At 72.8% G+C, this 24,868-nt stretch carries 25 protein-coding genes; 11 read left to right on the top strand and 14 right to left on the bottom strand.

Annotated features, from left to right (window positions below; all coding sequences use genetic code 11):
- The first annotated feature begins 1 nt into the window (after position 1).
- Complete coding sequence (locus AB0H28_RS23030) at positions 2 to 1,771, top strand: family 43 glycosylhydrolase (protein ID WP_358043674.1); 1,770 nt, start codon at positions 2 to 4, stop codon at positions 1,769 to 1,771.
- Positions 1,772 to 1,784: 13 nt separating this feature from the next.
- Entirely contained in the window at positions 1,785 to 2,906 is a 1,122-nt protein-coding gene (locus tag AB0H28_RS23035; protein ID WP_358043677.1) for an RICIN domain-containing protein, read from the top strand.
- A 139-nt stretch (positions 2,907 to 3,045) separates the two neighbouring features.
- On the opposite strand, the gene AB0H28_RS23040 is transcribed toward AB0H28_RS23035, so the two are convergent.
- On the bottom strand, positions 3,046 to 3,912 hold the full coding sequence (locus AB0H28_RS23040) for an aldo/keto reductase family oxidoreductase (RefSeq protein ID WP_358043680.1): 867 nt from the start codon (positions 3,910 to 3,912) through the stop codon (positions 3,046 to 3,048).
- A 105-nt stretch (positions 3,913 to 4,017) separates the two neighbouring features.
- Positions 4,018 to 4,515, bottom strand: coding sequence for a YcxB family protein (locus AB0H28_RS23045; protein WP_358043682.1), 498 nt, complete (start codon positions 4,513 to 4,515; stop codon positions 4,018 to 4,020).
- Positions 4,516 to 4,979: 464 nt separating this feature from the next.
- Here AB0H28_RS23045 and AB0H28_RS23050 point away from each other — a divergent pair, with 464 nt between their 5' ends.
- The 4 genes from AB0H28_RS23050 (at position 4,980) to AB0H28_RS23065 (ending at position 9,653) form a co-directional block, all read left to right on the top strand.
- Positions 4,980 to 6,284: a cellulose binding domain-containing protein gene (locus AB0H28_RS23050; RefSeq protein WP_358043685.1), complete on the top strand. Its 1,305-nt coding sequence runs from the start codon at positions 4,980 to 4,982 to the stop codon at positions 6,282 to 6,284.
- A gap of 113 nt (positions 6,285 to 6,397) precedes the next feature.
- The gene (locus AB0H28_RS23055; protein WP_358043688.1) at positions 6,398 to 6,817 is read left to right on the top strand and encodes a PPOX class F420-dependent oxidoreductase; all 420 of its coding nucleotides are present in this window, start codon (positions 6,398 to 6,400) and stop codon (positions 6,815 to 6,817) included.
- 85 nt (positions 6,818 to 6,902) lie between these two features.
- Positions 6,903 to 8,681: a hypothetical protein gene (locus AB0H28_RS23060; RefSeq protein WP_358043691.1), complete on the top strand. Its 1,779-nt coding sequence runs from the start codon at positions 6,903 to 6,905 to the stop codon at positions 8,679 to 8,681.
- A 15-nt stretch (positions 8,682 to 8,696) separates the two neighbouring features.
- Positions 8,697 to 9,653: a glycosyltransferase family 2 protein gene (locus tag AB0H28_RS23065; protein ID WP_358043694.1), complete on the top strand. Its 957-nt coding sequence runs from the start codon at positions 8,697 to 8,699 to the stop codon at positions 9,651 to 9,653.
- Positions 9,654 to 9,914: 261 nt separating this feature from the next.
- On the opposite strand, the gene AB0H28_RS23070 is transcribed toward AB0H28_RS23065, so the two are convergent.
- Positions 9,915 to 10,385 carry an SRPBCC family protein gene (locus AB0H28_RS23070; protein WP_358043697.1) on the bottom strand — a complete coding sequence of 157 codons (471 nt, stop codon included), beginning with the start codon at positions 10,383 to 10,385 and terminating at the stop codon, positions 9,915 to 9,917.
- Between the two features lie 144 nt (positions 10,386 to 10,529).
- Here AB0H28_RS23070 and AB0H28_RS23075 point away from each other — a divergent pair, with 144 nt between their 5' ends.
- From AB0H28_RS23075 to AB0H28_RS23085, 3 genes are all read left to right on the top strand, one after another.
- The gene (locus AB0H28_RS23075) at positions 10,530 to 11,195 is read left to right on the top strand and encodes a hypothetical protein (protein WP_358043700.1); all 666 of its coding nucleotides are present in this window, start codon (positions 10,530 to 10,532) and stop codon (positions 11,193 to 11,195) included.
- Positions 11,196 to 11,257: 62 nt separating this feature from the next.
- Positions 11,258 to 12,058, top strand: coding sequence for a DUF4253 domain-containing protein (locus AB0H28_RS23080; protein ID WP_358043703.1), 801 nt, complete (start codon positions 11,258 to 11,260; stop codon positions 12,056 to 12,058).
- Between the two features lie 21 nt (positions 12,059 to 12,079).
- Positions 12,080 to 12,286, top strand: a complete 207-nt coding sequence (locus AB0H28_RS23085; protein ID WP_358043706.1) for a hypothetical protein — start codon at positions 12,080 to 12,082, stop codon at positions 12,284 to 12,286.
- Between the two features lie 65 nt (positions 12,287 to 12,351).
- Here the strand turns inward: AB0H28_RS23085 and AB0H28_RS23090 are convergent, their stop codons facing one another.
- Genes AB0H28_RS23090 through AB0H28_RS23105 form a run of 4 tightly spaced genes read right to left on the bottom strand, consistent with a single transcriptional unit; the run spans position 12,352 to position 15,375 of the window.
- On the bottom strand, positions 12,352 to 13,062 hold the full coding sequence (locus AB0H28_RS23090) for a glycosyltransferase (RefSeq protein ID WP_358043709.1): 711 nt from the start codon (positions 13,060 to 13,062) through the stop codon (positions 12,352 to 12,354).
- Positions 13,063 to 13,067: 5 nt separating this feature from the next.
- Positions 13,068 to 13,688 carry an SAM-dependent methyltransferase gene (locus AB0H28_RS23095; RefSeq protein ID WP_358043712.1) on the bottom strand — a complete coding sequence of 207 codons (621 nt, stop codon included), beginning with the start codon at positions 13,686 to 13,688 and terminating at the stop codon, positions 13,068 to 13,070.
- On the bottom strand, positions 13,685 to 14,422 hold the full coding sequence (locus AB0H28_RS23100; protein ID WP_358043715.1) for a PIG-L family deacetylase: 738 nt from the start codon (positions 14,420 to 14,422) through the stop codon (positions 13,685 to 13,687). Before AB0H28_RS23100 ends, AB0H28_RS23095 begins: the two co-directional genes overlap by 4 nt.
- Complete coding sequence (locus AB0H28_RS23105; RefSeq protein ID WP_358043718.1) at positions 14,416 to 15,375, bottom strand: acyl-CoA dehydrogenase family protein; 960 nt, start codon at positions 15,373 to 15,375, stop codon at positions 14,416 to 14,418. Before AB0H28_RS23105 ends, AB0H28_RS23100 begins: the two co-directional genes overlap by 7 nt.
- A gap of 254 nt (positions 15,376 to 15,629) precedes the next feature.
- On the opposite strand from AB0H28_RS23105, the gene AB0H28_RS23110 reads away from it, so the two are divergent.
- The gene (locus AB0H28_RS23110; protein WP_358043721.1) at positions 15,630 to 16,478 is read left to right on the top strand and encodes a formate/nitrite transporter family protein; all 849 of its coding nucleotides are present in this window, start codon (positions 15,630 to 15,632) and stop codon (positions 16,476 to 16,478) included.
- Between the two features lie 40 nt (positions 16,479 to 16,518).
- Here the strand turns inward: AB0H28_RS23110 and zwf are convergent, their stop codons facing one another.
- Both zwf and AB0H28_RS23120 read right to left on the bottom strand, forming a co-directional pair.
- Positions 16,519 to 18,012 carry a glucose-6-phosphate dehydrogenase gene (gene zwf / locus AB0H28_RS23115; RefSeq protein WP_358043724.1) on the bottom strand — a complete coding sequence of 498 codons (1,494 nt, stop codon included), beginning with the start codon at positions 18,010 to 18,012 and terminating at the stop codon, positions 16,519 to 16,521.
- A 618-nt stretch (positions 18,013 to 18,630) separates the two neighbouring features.
- Positions 18,631 to 19,086, bottom strand: coding sequence for a DUF2690 domain-containing protein (locus tag AB0H28_RS23120; RefSeq protein ID WP_358043727.1), 456 nt, complete (start codon positions 19,084 to 19,086; stop codon positions 18,631 to 18,633).
- A gap of 140 nt (positions 19,087 to 19,226) precedes the next feature.
- On the opposite strand from AB0H28_RS23120, the gene AB0H28_RS23125 reads away from it, so the two are divergent.
- A complete protein-coding gene (locus AB0H28_RS23125; RefSeq protein WP_358043730.1) occupies positions 19,227 to 20,270 on the top strand; it encodes a helix-turn-helix domain-containing protein in 1,044 nt (347 codons plus the stop codon).
- Positions 20,271 to 20,282: 12 nt separating this feature from the next.
- On the opposite strand, the gene AB0H28_RS23130 is transcribed toward AB0H28_RS23125, so the two are convergent.
- From AB0H28_RS23130 to AB0H28_RS23150, 5 genes are all read right to left on the bottom strand, one after another.
- On the bottom strand, positions 20,283 to 21,233 hold the full coding sequence (locus AB0H28_RS23130) for a TerC family protein (protein WP_358043733.1): 951 nt from the start codon (positions 21,231 to 21,233) through the stop codon (positions 20,283 to 20,285).
- A 220-nt stretch (positions 21,234 to 21,453) separates the two neighbouring features.
- Complete coding sequence (locus AB0H28_RS23135; protein ID WP_358043735.1) at positions 21,454 to 22,389, bottom strand: peptidoglycan-binding protein; 936 nt, start codon at positions 22,387 to 22,389, stop codon at positions 21,454 to 21,456.
- A 168-nt stretch (positions 22,390 to 22,557) separates the two neighbouring features.
- Positions 22,558 to 23,571, bottom strand: coding sequence for an acetamidase/formamidase family protein (locus AB0H28_RS23140; protein ID WP_358043737.1), 1,014 nt, complete (start codon positions 23,569 to 23,571; stop codon positions 22,558 to 22,560).
- Positions 23,572 to 23,776: 205 nt separating this feature from the next.
- On the bottom strand, positions 23,777 to 24,475 hold the full coding sequence (locus AB0H28_RS23145; protein WP_358043740.1) for a LysE family translocator: 699 nt from the start codon (positions 24,473 to 24,475) through the stop codon (positions 23,777 to 23,779).
- Positions 24,468 to 24,866, bottom strand: coding sequence for a hypothetical protein (locus tag AB0H28_RS23150; protein ID WP_358043800.1), 399 nt, complete (start codon positions 24,864 to 24,866; stop codon positions 24,468 to 24,470). Before AB0H28_RS23150 ends, AB0H28_RS23145 begins: the two co-directional genes overlap by 8 nt.
- Between the last annotated feature and the right edge of the window lie 2 nt (positions 24,867 to 24,868).

Raw genomic sequence — 24,868 nt, forward strand, 5'->3', positions numbered from 1 at the left:
GATGTTAGCGCTATCAAAAAGACCGGGCCGGCGTAGGCTTGCCCTACTCGTCACGCTCATCGCCCTGGTGGGGCTGTTCCCGGCGGTCGCCCGGGCCGACAACCCGATCGTGCAGACGATCTACACGGCCGACCCGGCGCCGCTGGTCTACAACGGCCGCGTCTACCTCTACACCGGCCACGACGAGGACAACTCGACCTGGTTCACCATGAAGGAGTGGCGGGTCTATTCGTCCGACGACATGGTCAACTGGACCGACCACGGCTCGCCGCTCAACCTGGGCACGTTCAGCTGGGCCAAGCAGGACGCCTGGGCCGGCCAGGCGGTCTACCGCAACGGCAAGTTCTACTGGTACGTACCCATGGTCGTGCGGGCGACCGGCCAGATGGGCATCGGCGTGGCCGTGTCCGACAGCCCGACCGGGCCGTTCCGGGACGCGATCGGCCGCCCGCTGGTGAGCAACGGCGAGATCGACCCCACCGTGTTCATCGACGACGACGGCCAGGCGTACCTCTACTGGGGCAACCCCCGACTGTGGTACGTGAAGCTGAACGCGGACATGACCTCGTACTCGGGCAGCCCGACGCAGATCCCGCTGACCACCGCGGGCTTCGGCACCCGGACCGGGGACGCGAACCGGCCCACCCTGTTCGAGGAGGGGCCCTGGGTCTACAAACGCAACAACCTCTACTACCTGGTCTACGCGGCCAAGTGCTGCTCGGAGTTCATCGCCTACTCGACCGCACCCGGCCCGCTCGGGCCGTGGACCTACCGCGGGACGGTCATGCCCACCCAGGGCAGCAGCTTCACCAACCACCCCGGAATCGTCGACTTCAAGGGCAACTCCTACTTCTTCTACCACAACGGGGCGCTGCCCGGCGGCGGCGGATTCACCCGCTCGGTGGCGGTGGAGAAGTTCTCCTACGGCGCGGACGGCTCCATCCCGACGATCACCATGAGCAACGCCGGCGCGCCGCAGGTCGGCACGCTGAACCCGTACGTGCGGCAGGAGGCCGAGACGATCGCCTGGGGGCAGGGCGTCGAGACCGAGCCGGCCAGCGGCGGCGGGATGAACGTCGGCTGGATCGACAACGGGGACTACATCAAGGTCAAGGGCGTGGCCTTCGGCACCGGCGCGACCTCCTACACCGCCCGGGTCGCCTCCGCCACCAGCGGCGGCAGCATCGAGCTGCGCCTGGACGGCACCAGCGGCCCGCTGGTGGGCACCTGCCGGGTGTCCGGCACCGGCGGCTGGCAGACCTGGACCGACACGACCTGCCCGGTCAGCGGCGCCACCGGCACCCACGACCTCTACCTGCGGTTCACCGGCGGCAGCGGCTCGCTGTTCAACGTCGACCACTGGCGGTTCAGCTCCGGCACCGGCACCCCGCCGCCCACCACCCCGCCGCCCACCACCGCCCCGCCCACCACTCCCCCGCCGACCACCCCGCCGCCCACCACCCCACCGCCGACCGGCGGCGCCTGCGCCGCGACGTACCGCACCACCAGCACGTGGTCCGGCGGATTCCAGGGCGAGGTGACCGTCACGGCCGGCGCCTCGGCGCTCAACGGCTGGACGGTGGGCTGGAACCTGGCCGGCGGCCAGAGCATCACCCAGATCTGGGGCGGCACGCTGAGCACCAGCGGCTCCACGGCGACCGTCCGCAACGTGTCGTACAACGGCGCGGTGCCCGCCGCCGGCTCGACCACGTTCGGCTTCCTGGCCAACGGCTCGCCGTCGACCCCGTCGCTCACCTGCGCCACCCCCTGAGAGGAGCGGATCCATGCGTACCAGGAAATGGCTGGCCGCGGTCGCGGCGCTCGCCATGTCGGCCGCCGGGGCGCTGGCCCCGGCCGGCCCGGCGGCGGCGGAGTCCAACGGTGGGGTGCGGGTGATGCCGCTCGGTGACTCGATCACCGAGGGCACCCAGGTGCCGGGCGGCTACCGGATCGGGCTGTGGCAGCGGCTCGCCGCCGGTGGCTACCGGGTCGACCTGGTCGGCTCGCAGTTCAACGGGCCGGGCAACCTCGGCGACCACGACCACGAGGGCCACCCCGGCTGGCGGATCGACCAGATCGACGCCAACATCACCGGCTGGCTGAACAACTACCAACCGCGCACCGTGCTGCTGCACATCGGCACCAACGACATCCTGCAGAATTACAACGTCTCCACGGCGCCGAACCGGCTCTCCACGCTCATCGACCGCATCACCGCGACCGCGCCGAACGCCGACGTGTTCGTGGCGCAGATCATCCCGTTGGCCAACTCCGGTCAGGAGTCGGCGGTGCGTACCTTCAACGCCGCCATCCCGGGCATCGTGCAGGCCAAGGTGAACGCCGGTAAGCGCGTACACCTGGTCGACCAGCATTCCGCGCTGACCGCCGCGGACCTGATCGACGGCATCCACCCGACCGCCACCGGCTACGACAAGATGGCGGCCGTCTGGTATCGGGCGCTGCAGGCGGTGGACGGCAGCGTCGGCTCCCCGGGCAGCGGGGGCGGCGACACCTACCAGAACGTGCAACTGGTCGGCGCCGGCTCTCTCCGGTGCCTGGACGTGCCGAACGGCAGCACCACAAACGGCGTCCAGGTGCAGTTGTACGACTGCTGGGGCGGCACCATGCAGCGCTGGAGCTACACCTCGGCCAAGCAGTTGCAGGTGCTGGGCAACAAGTGCCTCGACGCGAACGGCCGGGGGACCGCGAACGGCACCAGCGTGATCGTCTGGGACTGCAACGGTCAGCCCAACCAGCAGTGGAACGTGAACGCGAACGGCACGATCACCGGCGTGCAGTCCGGGCGCTGCCTGGACGCGGTCGGCTACGGCACCGCCAACGGCACGAAGATCCACCTTTGGGACTGCCACGGCGGCTCCAATCAGCTCTGGAGCACCCGCAGCTGAGGTGCAAGGCGGGGCCCCTTGTTAACGCCTCCGGTAGAGAAGGGGCCCCGTCTCACTCCGCCTGGCGGCTCAGCCGGGCGCGGCTCAGCCGGGCGGCCCGTCGGGCCGGCTCCCGCGCCGCCCCGGGGCCGCGAACGGATCACCCGCCGATCGCGTCCAGCTCGGCGAGCGCGTCGGCGGGCAGGTCCAGGGCCGCACCGGCGACGTTCTCGCGCAGGTGCGCGACCGAGGACGTGCCGGGGATGAGCAGGATGTTCGGCGACCGGCGCAGCAGCCAGGCCAGCGCGACGGCCATCGGGGTGACCGCCAGCCGCTTCGCGACCCCGTCCAGGACGCCGGACTGCAACGGTGAGAAGCCGCCCAGCGGGAAGTACGGCACGAACGCGATACCCTCGCGGGTGGTCTCGTCGACCAGCCGGTCGTCGCCGCGGTTGGCCAGGTTGTAGAGGTTCTGCACGCACACCACCGGGGCGATCGACCGGGCCTCGGCGAGCTGGTCCGCGGTGACCGTGCTCAGCCCCAGGTGCCGGATCAGTCCCTGCTCGCGCAGGTCGGCGAGCGCTGCGAACGGCTCGGCGAGCGAGCCCGGCTCCGGGGCGTCGAAGCCGCCGAGCCTCAGGTTCACCACGTCGAGCGCCTCGACGCCGAGGCGTCGCAGGTTGTCGTGCACCTGCCGGGTCAGCTCGGCCGGGGTGCGGGCGGGCGGCCATCCGCCCCGCTCGTCACGGCGGTTGCCGACCTTGGTAACGATGTGCAGGCCGTCCGGGTAGGGCGCGAGCGCCTCGCGGATGATCTCGTTGGTGACGTGCGGGCCGTAGAAGTCGGCCGTGTCGATGTGCCGGATGCCCAGTTCGACCGCCGTCCGCAGCACGGCGACGGCGGCGGCGCGGTCCCGGGGTGGCCCGAACACGCCCGGACCGGCCAGTTGCATGGCCCCGTAGCCCATCCTGGTGAGGGTGAGGTCGCCCACCTGGTAGGTGCCACCGGGAAGCTTGTCGCCTGTCATGGTTCCCTTCCGCGCGCCGGATTCTCCGGCGGCACCTCGTACGGTGCCCCTCGCCGGCCGGCGCAACCAGGCCCCACCGATCCCTGGATGAGCAGGCCGCCCGTCTCACCGGCGCCGGAGCAGCCCGCGTTCGGTCATGAACGCCCGTAGCGTCTCCGCGTCCGCGTCGGACAGCATTCGGCGCGGGATCACGGTCGCCGGCATCCGGCCGACGTGGACGATCCAGAACTCCGGGTCGTCGGTCACCTTGGCGACCCCGTCCCAGGCGATGCCGCCGGACTCCGAGCCGCTACGCATCATGATGTTGTCCTCGGTGATGTCGTAGCCACCCTCGACGGCATAGCCACCGGAGCGACGCCGGGCGCGCCACCGCACCCACGGCGCGTAGAGCATCGACAGCAGGCCGCCCACGAGCAGCGCGGTCCACAGCGCCGAGAACCGGTCTCCCGACGCGCGCGCCCACGAGACGGCGAGCCCGAGCGCACCGACGCCGGCGAGCGCCGCTCCCACGTAGCCGAACCGGCGCAGCCGGACCCGGCTGAGCGCGGCGGCCACGCGGCCCGGGTAGGTGGGATCGGCCGGGACGTCGACTCGGATGTGCACGCCCGCACGATAGCCCGGGACGCCGGCGGCCGGCGGGGCGCCGAACACACCGCCGTGGAGTACGCCACGACTGTTAACGCTCACCTCCCGCCGCCGGAGTGATTCCCGAAAATTTCCGGTGCCCAAACCGAGAATTTCGGCCGGCAGCTTGCCCGCCAGGGCCAGTTCAGCGCCGCTGACGTCGCCGGGTTCGACCGTGCAGGCCACCCGGAACGGCAGAGCTTTCCGCAACACGAGCGGTTGAACCTGTTATCGATAAACTGCTATCTTTCGGCACGGGAGCGAAGGGCACGCTCCCGGTCACCGGCAAGGCGCCGACGAGGGCACGCCCTCCCGCCGCCCGGTAACCAGTCCGGGCCGCCGTGCCGATGCCCGTCGACCGCAGATCGCCCCGAGGACCTCGCTTCCCCACGGGCCTGCTTCGCCCGGCGCCGGACCACCACCACTGGCAAGGAGGCGCAACAGTGAAACGTACCCACCTTCTCTCGACCCTCGCCGCCGCGGCCCTGATCGTCACGACGGCCGCCGGCGGCGTGCTGAGCGGCGGCCTCGGCGGCGCGGCGGAGGCCGCGACGAACGGCGCCCTCGCCGCCACCGCCGGCTGCGGCAAGGCCCCCACGCTCAGCAATGGCACCCGCACCATCTCCAGCGGCGGGCAGAACCGCAGCTACATCCTGCGCATCCCGGACGGGTACGACCGGAACCGTCCCTACCGCCTGGTCTTCGGCTTCCACTGGCTGAACGGCTCGGCGAACAACGTCGCCTCGGCCGGCTACTACGGGCTGCTACCGCTGTCGAACAACAGCACGATCTTCGTCGCGCCGCAGGGCATCGACAACGGCTGGGCCAACACCAACGGCCGGGACCTGACCCTGTTCGACGACATCTCCCGGCAGGTCGAGAACGACCTCTGCGTCGACACCACGCAGCGTTTCGCACTCGGCTGGAGCTACGGCGGGGCGATGAGCTACGCGGTCGCCTGCGCCCGGCCCAGCGTCATCCGCGCGGTCGCCGTGCTGTCCGGCGCCAACCTCAGCGGCTGCAACGGCGGCACCCAGCCCGTGCCCTACTTCGGCATCCACGGCACCCACGACAGCGTGCTCAACATCTCGATGGGCCGGTCGCTGCGCGACACGTTCGTGCGGAACAACGGCTGCACCCCGCAGAACCCGCGCGAGCCGGCCCTGAACAGCTTCAGCCACATCACCACCACCTACTCCGGCTGCCGCGCCGGCTACCCGGTGCAGTGGGCCGCGTTCGACGGCGACCACACCCCGAGCCCGGTCGACGGCTCGGGCAGCCCGAACGACTCCCGGACCTGGACCTCGGGCGAGATCTGGCGGTTCTTCAGCCAGTTCGAGTCGACCACACCGCCGACCACCACCCCGCCGACGAGCACGCCGCCCACCAGCACGCCGCCCACCACGACCCCGCCCACCACCACGCCGCCGACGACTCCGCCGGCGACCGGCTGCGCCGCCACCTACCGCACCGTCAACACCTGGCCGGGCGGCTTCCAGGCCGAGGTCACCGTGGCCAACAACACCGCCGCGACAGTCAACCGCTGGACGGTACGCCTGACGCTGGCCTCCGGGCAGGCCATCAGCAGCCTCTGGAACGGCGTCAACACCGGCACCACCGGCACCGTCTCGGTGCAGAACGCCGCCTACAACGGCACCCTGGGCCCGAACGCGTCGACCACCTTCGGGTTCACCGCCACCGGCAACGGCGCCACCGCGCCCGGCAACGTCACCTGCACGAGTTCCTGACGACGCCGACCACGGGGCCCGGAGCCGGACGGCTCCGGGCCCCCGCGTTCCCCGCCACGGGACAGCGCCGGTACGTACAGTGCGGAGACAGCACCGTCGCGAGAAGGAGAGCCATGTCGAAGCCGCCGCTGCCCGAGCCGGCCGTTGCCATGCTGCGCAAGCCGAACCCCGCCGTCATCGCCACGCTGCGCCCCGACGGTCAGCCGGTCTCCGCGGCCACCTGGTATCTCTGGGCGGACGGCCGGATCCTGGTCAACATGGACGAGGGCCGCCGCCGGCTGGGCCACCTGCGCAACGACCCCCGGGTCACCCTCACGGTGCTGGACGAGCAGGGCTGGTACACGCACCTGAGCATCGTCGGGCGCGTCGTCGAGCTGCGTGACGACACCGACCTGGCCGACATCGAGCGGCTCTCCCAGCACTACACCGGACGGCCGTATCCCCGGCGGGAGCGCGGGCGGGTCACCGCCCTGGTCGAGATCGACCGCTGGCACGGGTGGGGCGCGCTCAAGGACAACAGCCAGGTCGGCTGAGCGCTCACCATCGGGCTCCGGTCGATCGATCCACATCCCGGACAACGATCGACAACGCGATCAACATCGGGCAGCATCAATCCCCATGGAAGCCCGGTCCGCCGGCACTCGCCCCCCGGCCGAGAGCGCCAGCCCCGCACAGATCCCCGCCGAGCGGCCACCGGACGGGCGGGGCCGGCGACTCCCGACCGAATGGGTCCTGGCGATCCTGGCCAGCCTGCTGCTGGCGGTGGCGTTGACCTGGCCGACGCTGCGGCACCCGGCGACCACGATCCCCGGCGACCTCGGCGACCCCACCCTGCAGGCGTGGCAGGTCGCCTGGTCGGGGCACGCCCTGCTCAGCAACCCGCTCGGCCTCTGGGACTCGAACACGTTCTACCCCGAGAGATACACCTACGCCTACAGCGACACCCTGCTCGGGTACGCGCCGGCCGGGATGCTCGGCTCCGGCTTCGAGGCGGCCGTGGTCCGCTACAACGTGCTCTACGTGCTGCTGCACGCGCTGGCGTTCCTCGGGGCGTACGCGCTGGCCCGGCAGCTCGGGGCGAACCGGTGGGGCGGGGCGGTCGCCGGCGTCGCCTGGGCGTACGCGCCGTGGCGGCTGGCGCACGCCGGTCACCTGAACATCCTGTCCAGCGGCGGCATCGCGCTGGCGCTGGCCATGCTGGCCCGCGGCCACGGCTGGTCGCTGCGCCACGGCTACCGGCCGCAGCGGCGCCGGCCCGGCTGGGCGCTGGCCGGGTGGCTGACCGCCGCCTGGCAGGTGAGCCTCGGCTTCGGCATCGGGTTACCGCTCGTCTACTTCCTGCTCGCCGCGGTGCTGGTGGCGGCCGGCTGCTACGGCTGGTCCTGGTGGCGCCGACGGGAACGGCCGCCGTTCGGCCGGCGTCTGCTGCTCGCGGACCTGGCCGGCGGAGCCGCGTTCGGCACGGTGACGGTGCTGCTCGGCCTGGTCTACCTGCGCGTGGTCGACCTCAATCCGCAGGCGCAACGGACGCTGGACTGGACGAAGATGTTCTCCCCGCCGCTGATGGGGTTCCTCACCGCGCCGGCCGACTCGTGGTTGTGGGGCGAGCGGCACGCCGCGGCGCGCGAGCAGTTGAGCTGGCCGCCGGAGATGGCGCTGCTGCCGGGGATGACGCTGATCGGGCTGGCCGCGGCCGGGCTGTTCGTCTCGGCGTACCCGCTGCGGCGCCGGATCGGGCTGGGGCTCGGTGTGCTCGGCACGGTGCTGCTGGGGTTGGGCGCCACGCTCGGCGGGGACGGCGATCCCGGCTATCTGACGCTGTCCATGCACCTGCCGGGCTGGGACGCACTGCGCACCCCGGGCCGGATGATGCACTGGACCAGCCTGCTGCTCGCGATCCTCGCCGCCGGGGTGGTGACGGCGCTGGCCGAGTCGTCGGGTCGGCACCCGGACCGCCGCCGGGCCCGCATCCTCACGTCGCTGGTCCTGCTGGCGCCGCTGGCGCTGGTCACGCTGGAAGGGGTCAACCGCACCCCGCACCTGACCGTGCCACGGCCGCCGGCCGCGCTGCGGACCGCGCCGGACCCGATCCTGGTGCTGCCCGCCGGCGGCGTGGGAGACCTGACGTACATGCTGTGGACGACCGACGGGTTCCCCCGGGTGACGAACGGGCTCGGCGGGTTCGAGCCGGCCAGCCAGGCGCAGACGCGGGTGGCGGTGGCGTCGTTCCCCGACCCGGGCAGCGTGGCATACCTGCGGGGGATCGGCGTGCGGTCGGTGGTGGCCCTGCCGGGCCGCGCCGCGGGGACGCCGTGGGAGGGCATCGAGGCGCGGCCCGTCGACGGGCTGGGCATCACCCGGGAGGAACGCGATGGCGCGCTCGTCTACCACCTCTGAGCGCGGCCGGGCGAGGTGACGGACGTGCGACTGTCCGTCGTGGTGCCCTGCTTCAACGAGGAGGCGTCGGTGGAGCGGCTGCACGAGACCGTGCGCGCCGCGCTCGCCGAGGTGCCCGACGTGGACGTCGAGGTGGTATACGTCGACGACGGCAGCGAGGACGGCACGCTCGCGGCGCTGCGCCGGCTCGCCGCCGCCGATCCGGACGTCTGCTACACCTCGCTGAGCCGCAACTTCGGCAAGGAGGCGGCGATGCTCGCCGGCCTGCGCCGGGCGACCGGCGACGCGGTGGTCATCATGGACGCCGACCTGCAACACCCGCCGCGGCTGCTGCCGGAGATGGTGGCGCTCTACCGTCAGGGCTTCGACCAGGTGATCGCCCGACGCGACCGGCGCGGTGACCGGTTCCTGCGCACGATGGCCACCAGGTCGTTCTACCGGGCCATCAACTGGTGGATCGACGTGCGCCTGCTGGACGGGGCGGGTGACTTCCGACTGCTCTCGCGGCTCGCGGTGAACGCGATCCTGGAGATGCCGGAATACAACCGGTTCTCCAAGGGCCTGTTCTCCTGGATCGGCTTCCGGACCGTGGTGGTGGCCCACCACAACGAGGTCCGGCAGGCGGGGCGGAGCCGCTGGACGTTCGGCAAGCTGTTCAACTACGCGTTCGACGGCCTGCTGTCGTTCAACAACCGGCCGCTGCGACTGGCGATCTACGGCGGCCTGTTCCTCACCCTCATCGCGGTGGCGTACATGGCCTGGGTGGTCGCGGACGCCGTCGAGAAGGGCATCGACGTTCCCGGCTACACCACGATCATCGTCAGCGTGATCGGGCTCGGCGGCATCCAGATGATGCTGCTGGGGGTGATCGGCGAGTACATCGGCCGGATCTACTACGAGACCAAGCGCCGGCCGCACTATCTGGTGCGCGAGACCGAGCGGCTGGTCACCGAGGCCGGCGACGAGCGCTGAGCGGGACGCGCGTCAGGCGGCCTCCGCCCGCCCGCCGCGACGCCCGGGCCCGTCGGTTCGGGGTCGGCTCGACCGGCCGCGCAGGACAACGACGGTACGCCGTTGGCGCCGTCGGACGAGCGTCAGTGCGGGCTGCCGGCACCGCCGCTGCTCCCGCCAGGGGACGGCACGCTCGCCCAGCCCGGCGCGCATCCGGCCCGTACCGCTGTTCCCGGCCCCGAGGGGCCGTGGGCGCCGGTCGCGCCCACGGCCCCTCGGCGATCAGGACGCGGTGCCCGGGCGGTCGACGTCCCCGCGCCACGCACCGGTGGCGCCCCCGCGGCTCTCGATGAACGTCTTGAACCGCTTGGCGTCGGCCTTCACCTGGTGATCGTCCACCCCGACGGCGCTGCCGGCCTTCTCCACCAGGCCCTCCGGCTCCCAGTCGAGCTGGATCGTCACCCGGGTCTCGTCGTCGGAGAGCCGGTGGAACGTCACCACCCCGGCGTGCTTCGTGTCGCCACCGGTGCTCTTCCACGCCACCCGCTCGTCCGGGTGCTGCTCGGTGATCTCCGCGTCGAACTCCCGGGTCACCCCGGCCACCTTCGTCACCCAGCGGGTGTGCGTCGGGTCGATCTGGGTGATCGACTCGACGCCGTCCATGAACTGCGGGAACGACTCGAACTGCGTCCACTGGTCGTACGCGGTGCGGACCGGTACCTGAACGTCGACGGACTCGGTCACGGTGCTCACTGGGCCTCCTCAAACGACTTGTCGTAACGTCGTGGTGCCCCGGTGCGACCGGTTCAACCCTGCGGGTGCGTCACATCCCCGGCCGGGCCGGCTCCGGCGGGGCGGGGTAGCGCGACCGGCGCGCGCTGTGGGATACAGACAGCCATGGCGGGCAGTGTCGAACAGGAAGAGGTCTGGCGCAGGCAGGCCGTCGAGGACCGGGACGCCCAGGCGGCGTTCGCGCTCGGCGCGCTGCATCTGAGCCGGACCGGCGCCGACGGCGAGGCGCGGCGGTGGTTCGAGTACGCGACGACGCTCGACCCCGGTGCCGACCTGTTGTGGCGGATCACCCAGGAGCACGTGTGCACGATCGCGTTCGAGCCGATCCGCAGGTGGATGCGGCGGGCCGTCACCACCGAGTGGGCGGGGTGCGAGTTCGCCGTCGATCCGGGTGTCTTCGGCGTCTACGACTACCACGGCACCGGCCACGTCACCGCTCAGACGTTCACGGTGCAGGTCTGCGCGGAGCCCGCCGAGGCGGCCCGCGCGGCGTTGGCGGCGGCTGCACTCCGGTTCCCCATGGTCAACGAGATCGGTGCGGAGACCGAAGCGGACGACGGTGAGCTGTACACCCCCAACTTCGTCTCCGCGGTCCGCGACGACGTGAACGGGCCATGGCTGGGGATGGACTGCAAGGACGGCGTCATGCCGCTGATGGCCCGGACGGACATCCGCATTCTCGTCGAGGAGCTGCGCCGGGCCGGCGCCACCGCCGGTCGCATCTTCTCCCCCTCCAACGAGCTGCTGAACTGGTATCCCGCCGCCCGGTGAAACGCTCCGGCCGCGGCGGATGGCACCCGCCTGGCGTCGTACGGTTCGCATACCCTCTCCCCATGATCACTGAGCTGCCCCGGTTGCTCGGTCTGCTGCCACCGGGCACGCTGCCGGCCGGTCGGCTGGTCCGGCCGGAGGACGGCGGGCCGCCGGTGTACTGGTTGAGCGACGAACCGGTCGAGCCTGCGCTCTGGGCGCGGCTGCGCTCGCGCCACGACGACAGCGGGCTGTGGCCGCTGCTGCTGACCGGGTTGCCGCGCGACGAGAGGCGGCCGTGGGCCGACGGCGAGGTGTTCCCGGCCCACATGACCGCACCGGACCTGCACGACGCGGCGGAGCTGCTGGCCCGGTGGTGGGCAGACCGCGCCGAGGCGGACGAGGAGGAGGACGCCGGGGCCGAGGCCGATCGCGTGGCGGCCACGGCCCCGTTCGGTCGACGCTGGCCCGGCCTGGCCGAGCCGGGAGATCCCGCCGGGTCGGCGGGGCACGTCGCCGAGCCCTGCCCGGGAAACCTCCTGTGGGCGCCGGCGCGGCTCGGACTCGTGCCGGCCTCGCGCGGCGCCGACACCCTGGCGCTGACCGGCTGGTCCGGCCCGGTGAACTACGTCTCCGACGCCGGCATGTTGTCGGCGGTGGTGCGGAGCTGGGAGGACCGCTTCGGGGCGCAGGTGGTGGGCCTCGGTTTCGACACCCTCCACCTCGCCGTCGCCGCGCCGCCGACGTCCCCCGAGCACGCCCGTCGGGTCGCGGCGGAGCACTTCGCCTTCTGCCCGGACAACATCGAGCAGGGGGCGGGGGCGCTCACCGCGTACGCCGGCCAGATCATCGGGTCGGACACCTGGTCGTTCTGGTGGGACTGAGGTCGTACGCTCTGCCGGCGGATGACACCAACAAGCCCGGGGGACGAGACGGCGATGACGACGCGCTGCGGCCAGGGCCGTTTCGGCGAGGAGAGCTACCTGGTCGCCTGCGCCTGGGCCGACGACCAGACGGTGGGCATCGTCGCCTTTCTGTCGTCCCGCCCACAGGGCGACCGCACCGCCCAGTTCCTCGAGGCACGTGAGGCCATGACGGTAACCACCCCGTAGGCCCAGGTCGTCCCGCCTGCGGGCAACCGCCGTCAACCGCCCCTGGCCCGGCCGGCGCAGCGGCCTCAGGCCCGGCCAAAGACGGACGAAGGCCGGTCGTCGACGGACGAAGGCCGGTCGTCGAGGGCGTCGAGGTAGTGGGCGAAGCCGTGCGGGGCTCGACCGCGCCGCCGGGCGCTGGTCGACACCGGGCAGGCCGGGTCGGCGACGACCCGCATGGCCTGCCGGCGACCGCGCTCGACGAGGTCGTGGTCCTCGCCGTGACGCAGGTCGGCGAACCCGCCCAGCCGCTCGTAGGCGGTCGCGGCGCAGCCCAGGTTCGCGCCGTGCACGTGGCGGTGCCCGGCGACGCTCAGGCCCTGTCGGTACCGGGTCTCGAACCGGGTGCGAACCTGCTCGGAGCGGGGCGCCCAGTCGTCGACGCGCACGGTGCCGACCAGCAGGTCGGCGCCGGCGCGGGCGTGGCGCAACTGCCATCCGCCCCAGCGTCGGGGCACCCGGCTGTCCGCGTCGGTGGTGGCGAGCCACAGCCCGCTGGTGCCGTGGCGCAGCGCGTGGGCCATGCCGGCGGCGCGCGCACGGCCGACGTTGCGGGCGTGCACTGTCACCACGACGACACCGAGGCGGCGGGCGACGGTGGCCGTGGCGTCCCGGCAGTCGTCGGCCACGACGATCACCTCCGACCGGACCGGCAGGTGGCGGAGTGCGCCGAGGACCGAGCCCAGGCAGTCGGGCAGCGACGCCTGCTCGTCGTGGGCGGGCACCACGACCGCCATCCGGTTCACCACAGGCCCTCGGCCTGCGCCACGGACCGGGCCGCCGGCGGCACCCGCAGGAAGACGTCGAGGAGGAAGTCCGCCTCCTCGTGGTGGGCCGTCCGCTCCAGCCCGGCCAGGTCGTCGAGCCGCCGGTGCACGTCGTCCCCGCCACGTGCGTGTTCGGCCACCGCCGGCCGCCAGTGCACGGCGACGAGGGTGCCGCCCGGTTCGAGCGAGTCCACCGTCCGGGCGGTCAGCAGGTCCAGTCCGGCGTCGTCGAGGTAGTAGCCGAGTTCGGAGAGCACGACCAGGTCGAAGCGCGCCTGCGCCGGCCACTCGTCGGGGACGCGCATCCGCTCCACCCGCACGTGCGCCCGATCGGAGAGCCGCCGCCGGGCGCTTTCCACGGCCGCGGCGGCGACGTCGACCGCCAGCAGCCGGTCGCACCGCGGCGCGAGGCGACGGGTGAGCACGCCGGTCGAGCAGCCCGGCTCGAACGCCGACCGGTAGCGCCGACGCGGCAGGCAGGCGACGGTGAGGTCGTGCTTGCGGTGCTCGTACCAGCGGGTCTCGAAGCTCCACGGGTCCTCGGCCCGGGCGTACATGTCGTCGAAGTACTCGGCCGGGGTGCCGCCTGGGGTCATGGCACGAACACCGTTTCGTAGGGACGCGCGAAGCGTGCGAGGACGTGCGGGGGAAGGATCGCGGCGTCGGCGGACGCCGGCCCGAGCGGCAGGATCTGGCTGCGGAAGGCGTCGATCGCGTTTCGTTTGGCCGCCCTCGCGGCGTCGGTCAGGTCGATGCGTCGGGCGCGGTGCCAGGGCACCTCGGGGTCGTCCGGTTCGGCCCAGTGCCACGTCCAGACGGGGAACTCCAGCAGCGTCGCGCCGGTGCGACGGCAGGCGACTTCGGCCGCTCGACCGACCGACTCGTGGTCCGGGTGGCCGTCGCCGCGCCACGTCGTGACGCACCACCTGCCGGGTGCCAGCCGGGCGGTCAGCGTGTCGGTGAGCGCGGTCTCGTCGATCCCGCCGTCGGGGTGCCCGAGGTGCTCGACGGCGGCGGGGACCACCCCGAGCAGTCCGCACGCCGTGACGGTCTCGGCCCGGCGGATCGCGGCCAGCTCCGCCGGCCGGTACACCGTCGAACCGGGGTGCGAGGCTTCACCGTCCGTGACCACCGCAATCTCCGCGCCACCGGCGAGCATGGCGATCAGCCCGCCGACGCCGAGCACCTCGTCGTCAGGATGCGGGGCGACGACGAGCGGCGGCGCGGTCCGCGCCGGGCCGGCCAGATCGAGTACGCTCCAGCGGGCCGGCGCCGCCCACTCGCGCCACGCCTGCTCGTCGGTGCCCGCGCCGGCGATCGGCCTCACCATCCGGGGTCTCCGTCCGTGGTCACCAGCTCGCCCAGGTGCGCCAGGTCCGCCTCCGCGTGACTCTGCCGCAGATAGACGGTCAGGTCGGCGACCCGCCGGGCGTGGTCGGCGTCCTGGCAGAGCGGGCCCGCCCCCAATGCCCGGCCGACCCGGTCGACGACGGTGGTGGCGGTGGCCTCGACGGTGGCCCGCACCTGGTGCGCCAACCGGTCCGCGTCGCGGGTGGGGTGCGCGTCGATCTCGTCGGCGGCGGCGAACAGCACGGCGCGGGCGGCGGCCAGAGCCGCGTCGACCGCCCCGAGGTGCGCCAGGGCGTGCGGGCTCAGGGGGCGGCGCCGGGCCGCGGCGTGCAGCGTGTCGGCGACGCCGACGGCTCCGCCGTACCAGCACGCCGCCACGCCCACCCCGCCGTGCCAGAAGCCCGCCCGCGCGGTGTAGCAGCCGGGCCCGCCCACCGGTACGGCGGTCACGCCGTCGAAGCGAACCGTCCGGCTGTCGGTGGCGGCCATGCCGACCGCGGGCCAGGTGCCGGCCAACGGGGTGACTCCGGCGCCACCGACCTCGATCGAGAACAGGCGTACCCCGTCGGCGGCGGTCGCGGTCACCAGGGCGCGGGACAGCAGACCCGCCCCCGAGCACCAGGGCCGCTCCCCGGTCAGCCGCCACCGGCTGCCGTCCCGGGTCGCGGTGACCGAGGCCGGCACGGCCGCCCACACGCCCCACGGCTCGCGGCGCCGGGCCGGATCGATCGCCGCGCCCAACTCGGCGAGGATCGCCAGCGCGTCGGCGTGCCCCTCCCCCAGCCGGGCCAGCGCCGGGTCGGCGCGGCCCAGCTCGACGAGGCGCCGGAACCGTTCGCCCGTCCGCCCGGCGCCGGGCAACGGCAGGTCGAGGCGTCCGCCGAGAACGGCCGATCGGAACGCCTCCGCCGTCCGCTCGTCCCCCGTGTCCATCCTCAGCTCTCCGTCACGGCCCGGACCGCACGCCGCCCGGCCGGGCCCGCGTCGTCGGCGAGCGCTGGCCGGGATCCTGCGGGGCCGATGGTCATCGCGGACTCCGATCTGGGCGGCGAGGGCGACTCGTGGGGTCGCGGCCCGAAGATGCCCTTCCCGCACGAGGCGAAACCTCACGCGAGCTACGTCACCGTCGGGGCGCTTGTCCCGTCCGGGTTCCGGCTAACCCGACCGGATCCGGGTACGGCAGGTCGATGAGCGAGCAGCGTCGCACCGCGGACCGTGCCGAGCAGGCCACCCCCGAGCGGCCGGAGCCGGAGCTGGAAGAGGCGTTCGACCGGCTGGTGGAGGAGGGCGACACGCGGCTGGCCCGGCCGTGGTCGGCGTTGATCGCCACCGCGCTGCTCGGTGGCATCGACGTGGGTACCGGCGTGCTGGCGTACCTGCTGGTCGAGCACGCCACCGGGCAGCCGCTGCTGGCCGGGCTCGCGTTCAGCGTCGGTTTCGTGGCGCTGCTGCTCGCCCGCAGCGAGCTGTTCACCGAGAACTTCCTGGTGCCGGTGACCGCGGTGGCCGCCCGACGCAAGTCGCTCGGGTCGCTGCTGCGGCTCTGGGCGGTCACCCTGGTGGGCAACCTGGTCAGCGGCTGGTTGCTCGCCTGGCTGATCATCACCGGCCTGCCCGGGCTGTCCGAGACCGCGATCGAGTCCGGCCGCTTCTACGCCGACCTGGGCATCAACCTGCGCTCGTTCGTCCTGGCGGTGCTCGCCGGCATGGTGATCACTCTGATGACCCGGATGCAGCACGCCACCGGGAACCTCGGCGTCCAGTTGGTGCCCGCCCTGCTGTTCGGCGCGTTGCTCGCCGGCGGGCAACTCTTCCACAGCGTCCTGGACTCGATCTTCATGTTCGGCGCGCTGGTGACGGGGCACGCTCCGTTCGGCTACCTGGACTGGCTCGGCGCGCTGGGCTGGTCGGTGCTGGGCAACGTGGTGGGCGGGGTGGGGCTGGTGGCGTTCCTGCGGCTGGTGCGGGTGGAGCACCGACTGCTCCGGGAGCGCGCCGAGCGGCCCCGCACGATCCCACGCGCGGCCAGGTCGTAGTCGTGGAGGCGCAGCCGCTCGGCCCACCCGGCGCGGGGCGCTACGCCGAGTTGCGCCACCTGCGGCCGTGCCGGCCGATGAGCCGGTCGGCGTCGGTCGGCCCCCAGGAGGCGGCCTCGTAGGTGGGGATCGGCGAGTTGTCCTTCTCCCAGTACTCGATGATCGGGTCGACGATCCGCCAGCACTGCTGCACCTCGTCGCTGCGGATGAACAGCGACGCGTCACCGATCAGCGCGTCCAGGAGCAGACGCTCGTACGCCTCCGGGGACTCCTCGACGAACGTCTGGTCGTAGGAGAACTCCATGGTGGCCGTGCGGACCCGGAAGGAGTGGCCCGGCACCTTGGCGCCGAAGCGCAGCGAGATGCCCTCGTTCGGTTGGATCCGCAGGATCAGCGCGTCCGCTTCGAGGCCGGTGAGCTGGTCGGTGGGGATCGGCAGGTGCGGCGGGCGCTGGAACTGCAGCGCCACCTCGGTGAGCCGGGCCGGCAGGCGCTTGCCGGTGCGCACGTAGAACGGCACCCCGGCCCACCGCCAGTTGTCCACGTTGAGCCGCATCGCGGCGTAGGTCTCGGTGCGTGACAGCGGGTCGACGCCGGTCTCTTCGCGGTAGCCGGCCATCAACTCCTCGCGGGTGCCGCCCCGGGTGTACTGCCCGCGGACCGCGGCCTCGGCGATGTCCCGGTCGGTGGGCAGCCGGATCGCCTGCAACAGCTTCACCTTCTCGTTGCGCAGGCCCTCGGACTCGAACGAGGCCGGCGGCTCCATCAGGGCCAGCGCGAGGACCTGGAGCACGTGGTTCTGCACGATGTCCCGCATGGCGCCGGCGTCCTCGTAGAAGCCGCCGCGCGTCCCGACGCCGAGGGTCTCCGCGACGGTGATCTGCACGTGGTCGACCCAGGAGCGGTCCCAGATGGGCTGGAAGATCGAGTTCGCGAAGCGCAACGCCAGCACGTTCTGGACGGTGTCCTTGCCCAGATAGTGGTCGATCCGGAACACCTGGTGCTCGTCGAACGCGCTGTGCACGACGCCGTCCAACTCGCGGGCCGTGACCAGGTCACGCCCGTACGGCTTCTCGATGACCAGGCGGGAGAAGGAACCCTCACGCGGCTGGTTGAGCCCGACCCCGGCCAGCCCGTTGATCACCGGCTCGAAGGCCCCGGCCGGGGTCGACAGGTAGAACAGCCGGTTGCCGGACGTGCCCCGCCGCGCGTCCATCTCGTCGAGCGTCTCCACCAACCGCTTGTAGGTGTCCGAGTCGTCGTAGCCGCCGGCCACGTACCGGATGCCGCCGTGGAGCTGACGCTTGCCGGCGAGAGCGCGCCCGCCGAGGGCGCTCTCGGCGAACTGCTCGTCGGTCATCGGCGTACGCGCGACGCCGACCAGCGCGAACTGGTCCGGGAGCCGCTCGTGCCGGGCCAGGCTCTCGACCGCGGGCAGCAGCTTGCGCCGGGTCAGGTCACCGGAGGCGCCGAAGATCACCAGCGTCGCCGGCGGGGCGCTCCGCTCCTGGATGAGCTGGGATGCGTGGTCCATGGTCTGCGTTCCTCCGGGCATCAGGGGTGTCGGGTCGGGTGGGCTGCCAGGCCGGGAATGGTGCGGCGGTTCGGGGGCGGAGTTCGAGCGTCGCACGTCGGCCCGACGAGTAGGCGACCCGGCCGCAGTTCGCCGCGATCATCTGGGGCTGCCCCTGCTCAGAAGCTCGCCCGGAGGATTCGGCTCCCAGTGTGTGGGAGCCACGTCGGGAGCTTCCGGTCCTCGCGACCGACCGACGGTGCCGCGCGAGGGGGCGGGTGGCCGGCGTTCGGGACGGCGAAAGGCCACCTCCCGAAGCCGGGAGGTGGCCTTGGATCTGCTGGTCGGCAGGGCAGGGCGCCGACCTGTCGTTCTCGGGGGTCGTCAGGACTGTCCGGCGACGCCGGGCGGTGATGCTCGCCTCCGCCGCCCGGCGGGGCCCCGGACGAAGGAGCCGCGCTTTCGGAGGGGCCGGGCCGGCGCGTGGTCCCGTGACGCGCCGACCCGGCCCGGTGCCGCCGGGTCGGATCTCCGCTGCCGTCGGCCAGCGCCACCGCCGGCACGGTCAGCAACGAACCGGGCGGCTGCTGGGACGGCACCTCGACCCTGCTCGCACCGCGGGGTCGAAGCCGGCAGCTGTCAGGCGCAGAGTGGGGTGCTGCTCAGCGTGCCGGAGGGCGTGACGACCTCACCGACCGCGCAGACGGTCATGCCGTCGCCGTAGAGCTGGTCCCCGTAGTACTGCCGGCCCGTGCCGCCGTACCACGAGGTGTTGGCGTAGGGGTTGGACCGGTAGACGCGCACCCGGGCGGTGTTCTGCGGGCTCACGCGGTTCGAGATCCGTCCCCAGTTGGTCTTGCAGGAGTCGCTCCAGCGCAGTTCCACCACGGCGAGTTCGTTGGCTCCCTGCATGATGCGCGCCGGGTAGGGCGTGATGTTGCGGGCATCGGCGGAGCAGCCGGTGTTGATCGGGTCGGTGCCGTCGCAGCCGTAACCGCTGCACGTCGCGGCGCTGGCGGGCGACGCGACCAGGAGGCTGGCCGTCACGAGGGCTGCCGCCGCAGCGGCGGTCACCCGCCTGACGTTGCGGATCATGATCTCTCCTCCGTGTCGTGGACTGGGTCAGCCCCAGGGGTGTCGGCTCCAATCTCTACCGTCCGTCCACATTGTTCTCTACGCTGTGTCGCGTCGGACAATGAATCACGGTTGTGGTCAATCAATTCGAGGAGCCATCCATGGCCCGGGCGGAGCGCCCCCTGGACCCGACCGCCGGCCCGCTCCAGGCGTTCGCCGCCGACCTGAGGGCTCTGCGCGACCGGGCCGGCCGGCCCACCTACCAGGCACTCGCCCGTCGGGCCCACCGCTCGGCGAGCTCACTGTCGGAGGCAGCCGGTGGACGGCGGTTGCCGACCCTCGACACGACCCTGGCCTACGTACGGGCGCTCGGCGGCGACGAGACGGAGTGGACCGCGCGGTGGCGTGCGGTCGCCGCCGCGATCGGGTCGGCGCCGGAGTCGAAGCCCGGGCAGCCGGACCTGGGCCCGAAGCCCGGGCCCGGGTCGGAGTTGGGGCCCGAGTCGGAGCTGCGGCCAGGTCCGGCGAGCCGGCCCGGCGACAGCTCCGGACCGTTCCGCCCGAACCGGCCCGCGAGCGCCGCCCTGGCGTGGACGGCCATCCGTCCGAATCGCCACGTTCGGGTGCTGGCCGCCGCGGTGCTGCTGACCGGATTCGTCGCGGTGCCCTGGCTCGCCGGCGGGCTCGGCACACCGGGGGACGGGGGCCCGTCGTCGGCGGCGGTCGGGCCGGAGCCACCGGCCGGGGCGGTGTCGACGCCCTCCGGCGAGGGCGCGTCGCCGGCCGTGCGGGCGGGCATCCGCGACGGTGCGGACCCGAAGGACGCCAACTGCGCCGCCGATCCCGGGGTGACCACCGTGGACAGTGCCGCCGTGCTGCTGCACGAGCGGGTGATCGGCACGGTCGAGCTGCGCTACGCCCCGGCCTGCGGGGTGAGTTGGCCCCGGTTCGTACCGGTGCCGGGCGGTGCGGACGTCGTGCCCCGCCCCGCCCGCATCCAGCTCACCGTCACCGACGGCGACCAGCCGACCCGCACGGCCGACTTCGCCATGGATTACGGCGGCATCTCGACCTTCGGCAACCTGCTGACGAGCACGAAGACCTGCGTGTACGGGCAGGTGCAGCTCTCCGGGGCGGGATGGCGCTCGGCCGTGGGCCGCACCGGCTGCTGGCGGGGCGCCACCGAGGTTCGACCCATCCCGTGAGGGACGGAGAGGTCAGCCGGTGCTGTGCGGCTCGTCGCCGGCCGGCACCTGGCCGCGCGTGCTGGCGAGGCTCCAGCCGATGGCCACGGCGAGGGTGGCGACGATGACGCCGAGGGTGAGCGGGATGGGTAGTTTGCCGACCGGCGTTTCGGAGAGGATCAGCTTCACTCCGGCGAAGGCGAGCAGGAACGCCAGGCCGTAGTGCAGGTGCACGAAGCGGCGGAGCAGGCCGGCGAGGCAGAAGTAGAGGCTGCGCAGGCCGAGGACGGCGAAGGCGTTGGCGGTCCACACGATGAACGTGCTGGTGGTGATGGCCAGGATCGCGGCGACGGAGTCGATCGCGAAGATCAGGTCGGTGGCCTCGACCGCGATGAGGACGACGAACAGCAGGGTGGCGACCCGCCTGCCGTCGACCCGGGCGAAGAACCTGTTGCCGTGGTAGCGGGCGTCGGTGGGGATGACCCGCCGCACCAGGCGGACGACGAGGTTGCGGTCGGGGTTCATCTCGGCGTCGTGCTGGAAGGCCATCTTCCAGCCGGTGTAGACGAGGAACAGGCCGAACACGTAGGCGGTCCAGAAGAACCTGTCGAGCAGTTCGGCGCCGACGAAGATGAACACCAGCCGGAACAGCAGCGCGCCCACGACGCCCCAGAACAGCACCTTGTGCTGCAACGCGGCCGGGACGGCGAAGTAGCCGAAGATCAGCGCGAAGACGAAGACGTTGTCCACCGACAGCGCCTTCTCGATGAGATAGCCGGCGTAGTAGGCGCCGGCGGCCTCGTCGCCCTGCCAGAGCCACAGCACGACGCCGAACGCCAGGCCGGCGGTGATCCAGATCGCCGACCAGATCGCGGCCTCGCGGAACCCGATGACGTGGTCGTCGCGGTGCAGGAACAGGTCGACCGCGAGCATGGCGGCGATGACCAGGCTCAGGACCAACCAGGCCCACAGGGGTACGGACACGGCAGGCGCTCCCTCCGACCGGGCCGGCTGGTCGCCGGCGAACGGGTCGAAGGTCTCCCCTGACCGCCCGGCCGATGCGGGCGGCTCGCGTCGCCGGAGCCCGTCGGTGGGCTCGTGGTGACGGCGGACGCGTCCGGTGCGGGATGGGTACTCCCCCTCGAACTACGAACCAGTATTCCCGAATAGCGATTCCCACGTCAAGTGCCGGCCGGCGCCGCGGTCAGTAGAAGCATCCGGTGGCGGGCAGGCTCGACGGGGCCGGGACGGCGGCGCCGTCATAGACGGCCAGCAGGAGTTGTTGCGGGCACCGGTTGGCGCCGGCGACCCGGATCTCCAGGTGCAGGTGCGGCCCGGTCACGTTGCCACTGGCGCCGGTGTATCCGACGACCTGCCCGGGAGCGACCCGCGCCCCGGCCGCGACCACGCGGGAGGACAGGTGGCAGTAGAGGTAGTAGGCGCCGTCGTCGGCGGTGATTCCGATGCCGTTGCCGCAACTGCCGCCCGCGTATCCGACCGTGCCGGCGGTGATCGCGTACGTGGTCACGCCGGTCACCGTGGGCAGGTCGATCGCCGGGTAGTCGTGGTGCGGGTCGTCGTACTCCGAACGGGGCAGCACCGAACGGTCGATGACCGGCGCGTAGAGGCCCCCGCCTCCCCCGCCGCCCAGCAACCACTGCCAGGTGGTCGCGCCGACGGTGGTGCCGCCGGTGAGCCCGCGCGACGCCTTGAAGGCGGTCACCGCGCTCGTGGTGGCGCCACCCCAGACCCCGTCGACCGTCAACCCGTAGCCGTACTTGTTCAACGCCGTCTGCAGCGCGCGTACCGCGTTGTTGTTCGCGCCCGGATCCAGCGTCACGACGAGCCGGGACCAGGTGAGGGCGCCGACGACGCCGTCCGGGGTGAGGCCGTTCGCGGACTGGAACGCCCGCACCGCCGCGGTCGTGCCGGCGGTGAAGGCGCCGTCCACGGTCAGCGTCTGCCCGTGGTGCCGGAGCAGGAACTGGGCCGAGGCCACGTTGGCGCCGGACATGCCGCCGCCCAGCGTCGGCCATGCCGGCGTGGCGGCCCGCGCGGCGGCCGGACCGACCAGGACGGAGAAGAGGGTGAGCAGCACCACGGCCAGCCGGCCGGTGCGGCGTCGGACGAGAGGGTTCATCGGGGCTCCTCGCGCAGGGGGGTGACGCGGGTCGGTTCGGGTCGCGGACCGCCCGACCGACGGGCGTCGGGCACGTCAGCAGTATCTCGAAGCCGGTAAATATTTACAACTCTCGTAGCCCTGGGCAAGGTTTTCGCCGGGCGGCCCGGGCGCGGACGCCGTCGCGCGTCAGCGCCCGGCCAGGTGGGCTCGGCCCGTCTCGCGCAGCCGCGCGTGCACGCCCTCGTACGCGGTCACGCCGCCCAGGTAGCGCCGGGCCACCCGGGCCAGCATCGTGTAGTTCGGGTCGCAGACGTTGCCCACCGGCGCCTCACCGGCCTGGCTGACGAGCTGGTACGCGTCGAGCCGGTCCAGCCCCATCAGCTCTGCCGTCCAGGTGACCAGGTCGTGCTGGCTGATCCGGTACGCGTCCTCCAGCGGCCGGGCCGAGCCGGTGCTCATCAGCGCGTCGTCGGACTCCAGGCGCGGCCACGGCGTCGACACGCCCTTCACCAGGTCGAGAATCAGCGTGGTGTTCATCGCCGCCTCGACCCCGGTGCCGCACACCTCGCCGTGGCCCTGCCGGCAGTGGCCGTCACCCACCGCGAACAGCGCACCCGGCACGTTGACCCCGAAGTACGCGGTCACGCCGGCCCGCAGCTCGGGAGAGTCCATGTTGCCGCCGTGCGCGTCCGGCACGATCGTCATCCGCGACTCGAACCCGGCCGGCGCGACGCCCATGGTGCCGTGCATCGGGTCCAACGGCAGCGCCACCGTGTAGTCGCCGCGCCGGGCCCGGTACGTCACGGTGCCGGCGGCGACGTCGACGTCGTACCTCCAGACCAGTTCGTCCAGCGGTGGGTGCAGCATGGCGGTGGCGTGCGTCCCGGTCAACGCGCCGAAGTGCGGGAAGGTGCTGGAGACCGCCCAGTCCCGGGCCGGCTCGATCGCCACCACGTGCACCGCGAGGGTGTCCCCCGGTTCGGCGCCCTCGACGTGGATCGGCCCGGTCACCGGGTTGAGGTAGGGGAACTGACAGACCCGTGAGGGCAGGTCGTCGATCCCCCGCACCCGGCCGCCGTAGCAGTCCTCGGTGTAGAGCCGCACGACGGTGCCGGGCCGGACCCGCAGGACCGGCTCCCGGCCGCCGAAGGTGTACGACATCTCCGCCGGCTCGGGCCGGTAGGTGACGACCTCGGTCATGACAACTCCTCGTCTCGATCGACAGCGGCCGGCGTGGACAGGGGAATCTGACCATCGGCCGCCCGCTCGTCCCATCCGACGCCATCCTGCCCCGCCCGGCGTCCACCCGACCGCGCGCAAGCCCGGCCGACGCCGTGGCGCTCCCCCGGCGAGACCCCGCGGCGGTGGCCGGCACCCGGGAGACGGGGGCCGGCCACCGGCGCGCTCACCGGCTCAGCGCGATCCGCACGGCGAGGACGATCAGGATCACCGCGGTCAGCCGCTCGATGACCAGGAGCACCGCCGGGCGGGTCAACCAGGCGTGTAACCGGTCGATGAGCAGGATGTAGCACGCCCACCAGAGCACCGCGAGGCCGATGAACGTCGCGGCGAGCACCGCCGTGCGGGCCGCCGCCCCGTCGCCGGGCTTGACGAACTGCGGGACGAACGAGACGTAGAAGATGACCACCTTGACGTTCAACAGCTGGCTGGTGATGCCCATGACGAACGAGCGGCGGGCCACGTGCGGCTCGTCGACCGCCGGGGCGTGCTCGGGCGGCGCGGACGGCCCGCCCGGGGCGCCGCCACCCCCGCCGGCACCCACCGGGACCGGCTGCGCGGCCGGCGCCCGGCGTCGGGGCCGGGTGGCCCAGAGGATGCTGCCGCCCAGGTAGACCAGATAGAGAGCGCCGGCGATGCGCAGCACGGTGTACAGCCGGGGCGAGGACACCAGCAGGGCCGAAAGCCCGGCCGTGGCGAGCGTGGCGTGCACCAGGGCGGCCACGAAGAGCCCGGCCAGCACCACGAACCCGGCCCGCCGCCCGTACCGCACGGTCTGCCGGGTGACCAGGGCGAAGTCCACCCCGGGTACGACGATGATCAGGATGCTCGCGGCGACGAAGCTGACGAGCTGGATGTCAGACATGCTGGTTGATCTCTTCCTGTGCGACGAGGGCCGGGCGGGCCTCCTCGATGACCGACACGCCACTGTCCCGGCGTGGCCCGTGCCGGCACCACTGCTCGCGCAGGCGGATCCGCCCGTCCGGCAGCCGCTCGGGACGGGAGACGCACTCGCCGACGACGATGGTGCCGTCGGTGAGCACCTCCAGGTAGGCGAAACGCACCACCCCCTCGGCGTCGCAGGTCCCGGCCAGCGAGCCGTGCCGCACCGCGCCGCCGGTGATCTCGGCCCAGACCAGGTCGCCGCGCTGGTGGTAGTGCCCGGTCAGCGGCCCGGCGTCGCCGGTCGCGCCGTGGTCGGTGCCGGCCTGGTCGGCGGCGACGAAGACCCGGCCGTCGTAGTCGAAGGAGGCCATCG

The sequence above is a fragment of the Micromonospora sp. NPDC050980 genome (assembly GCF_040653835.1).
Lineage (GTDB): Bacteria > Actinomycetota > Actinomycetes > Mycobacteriales > Micromonosporaceae > Micromonospora.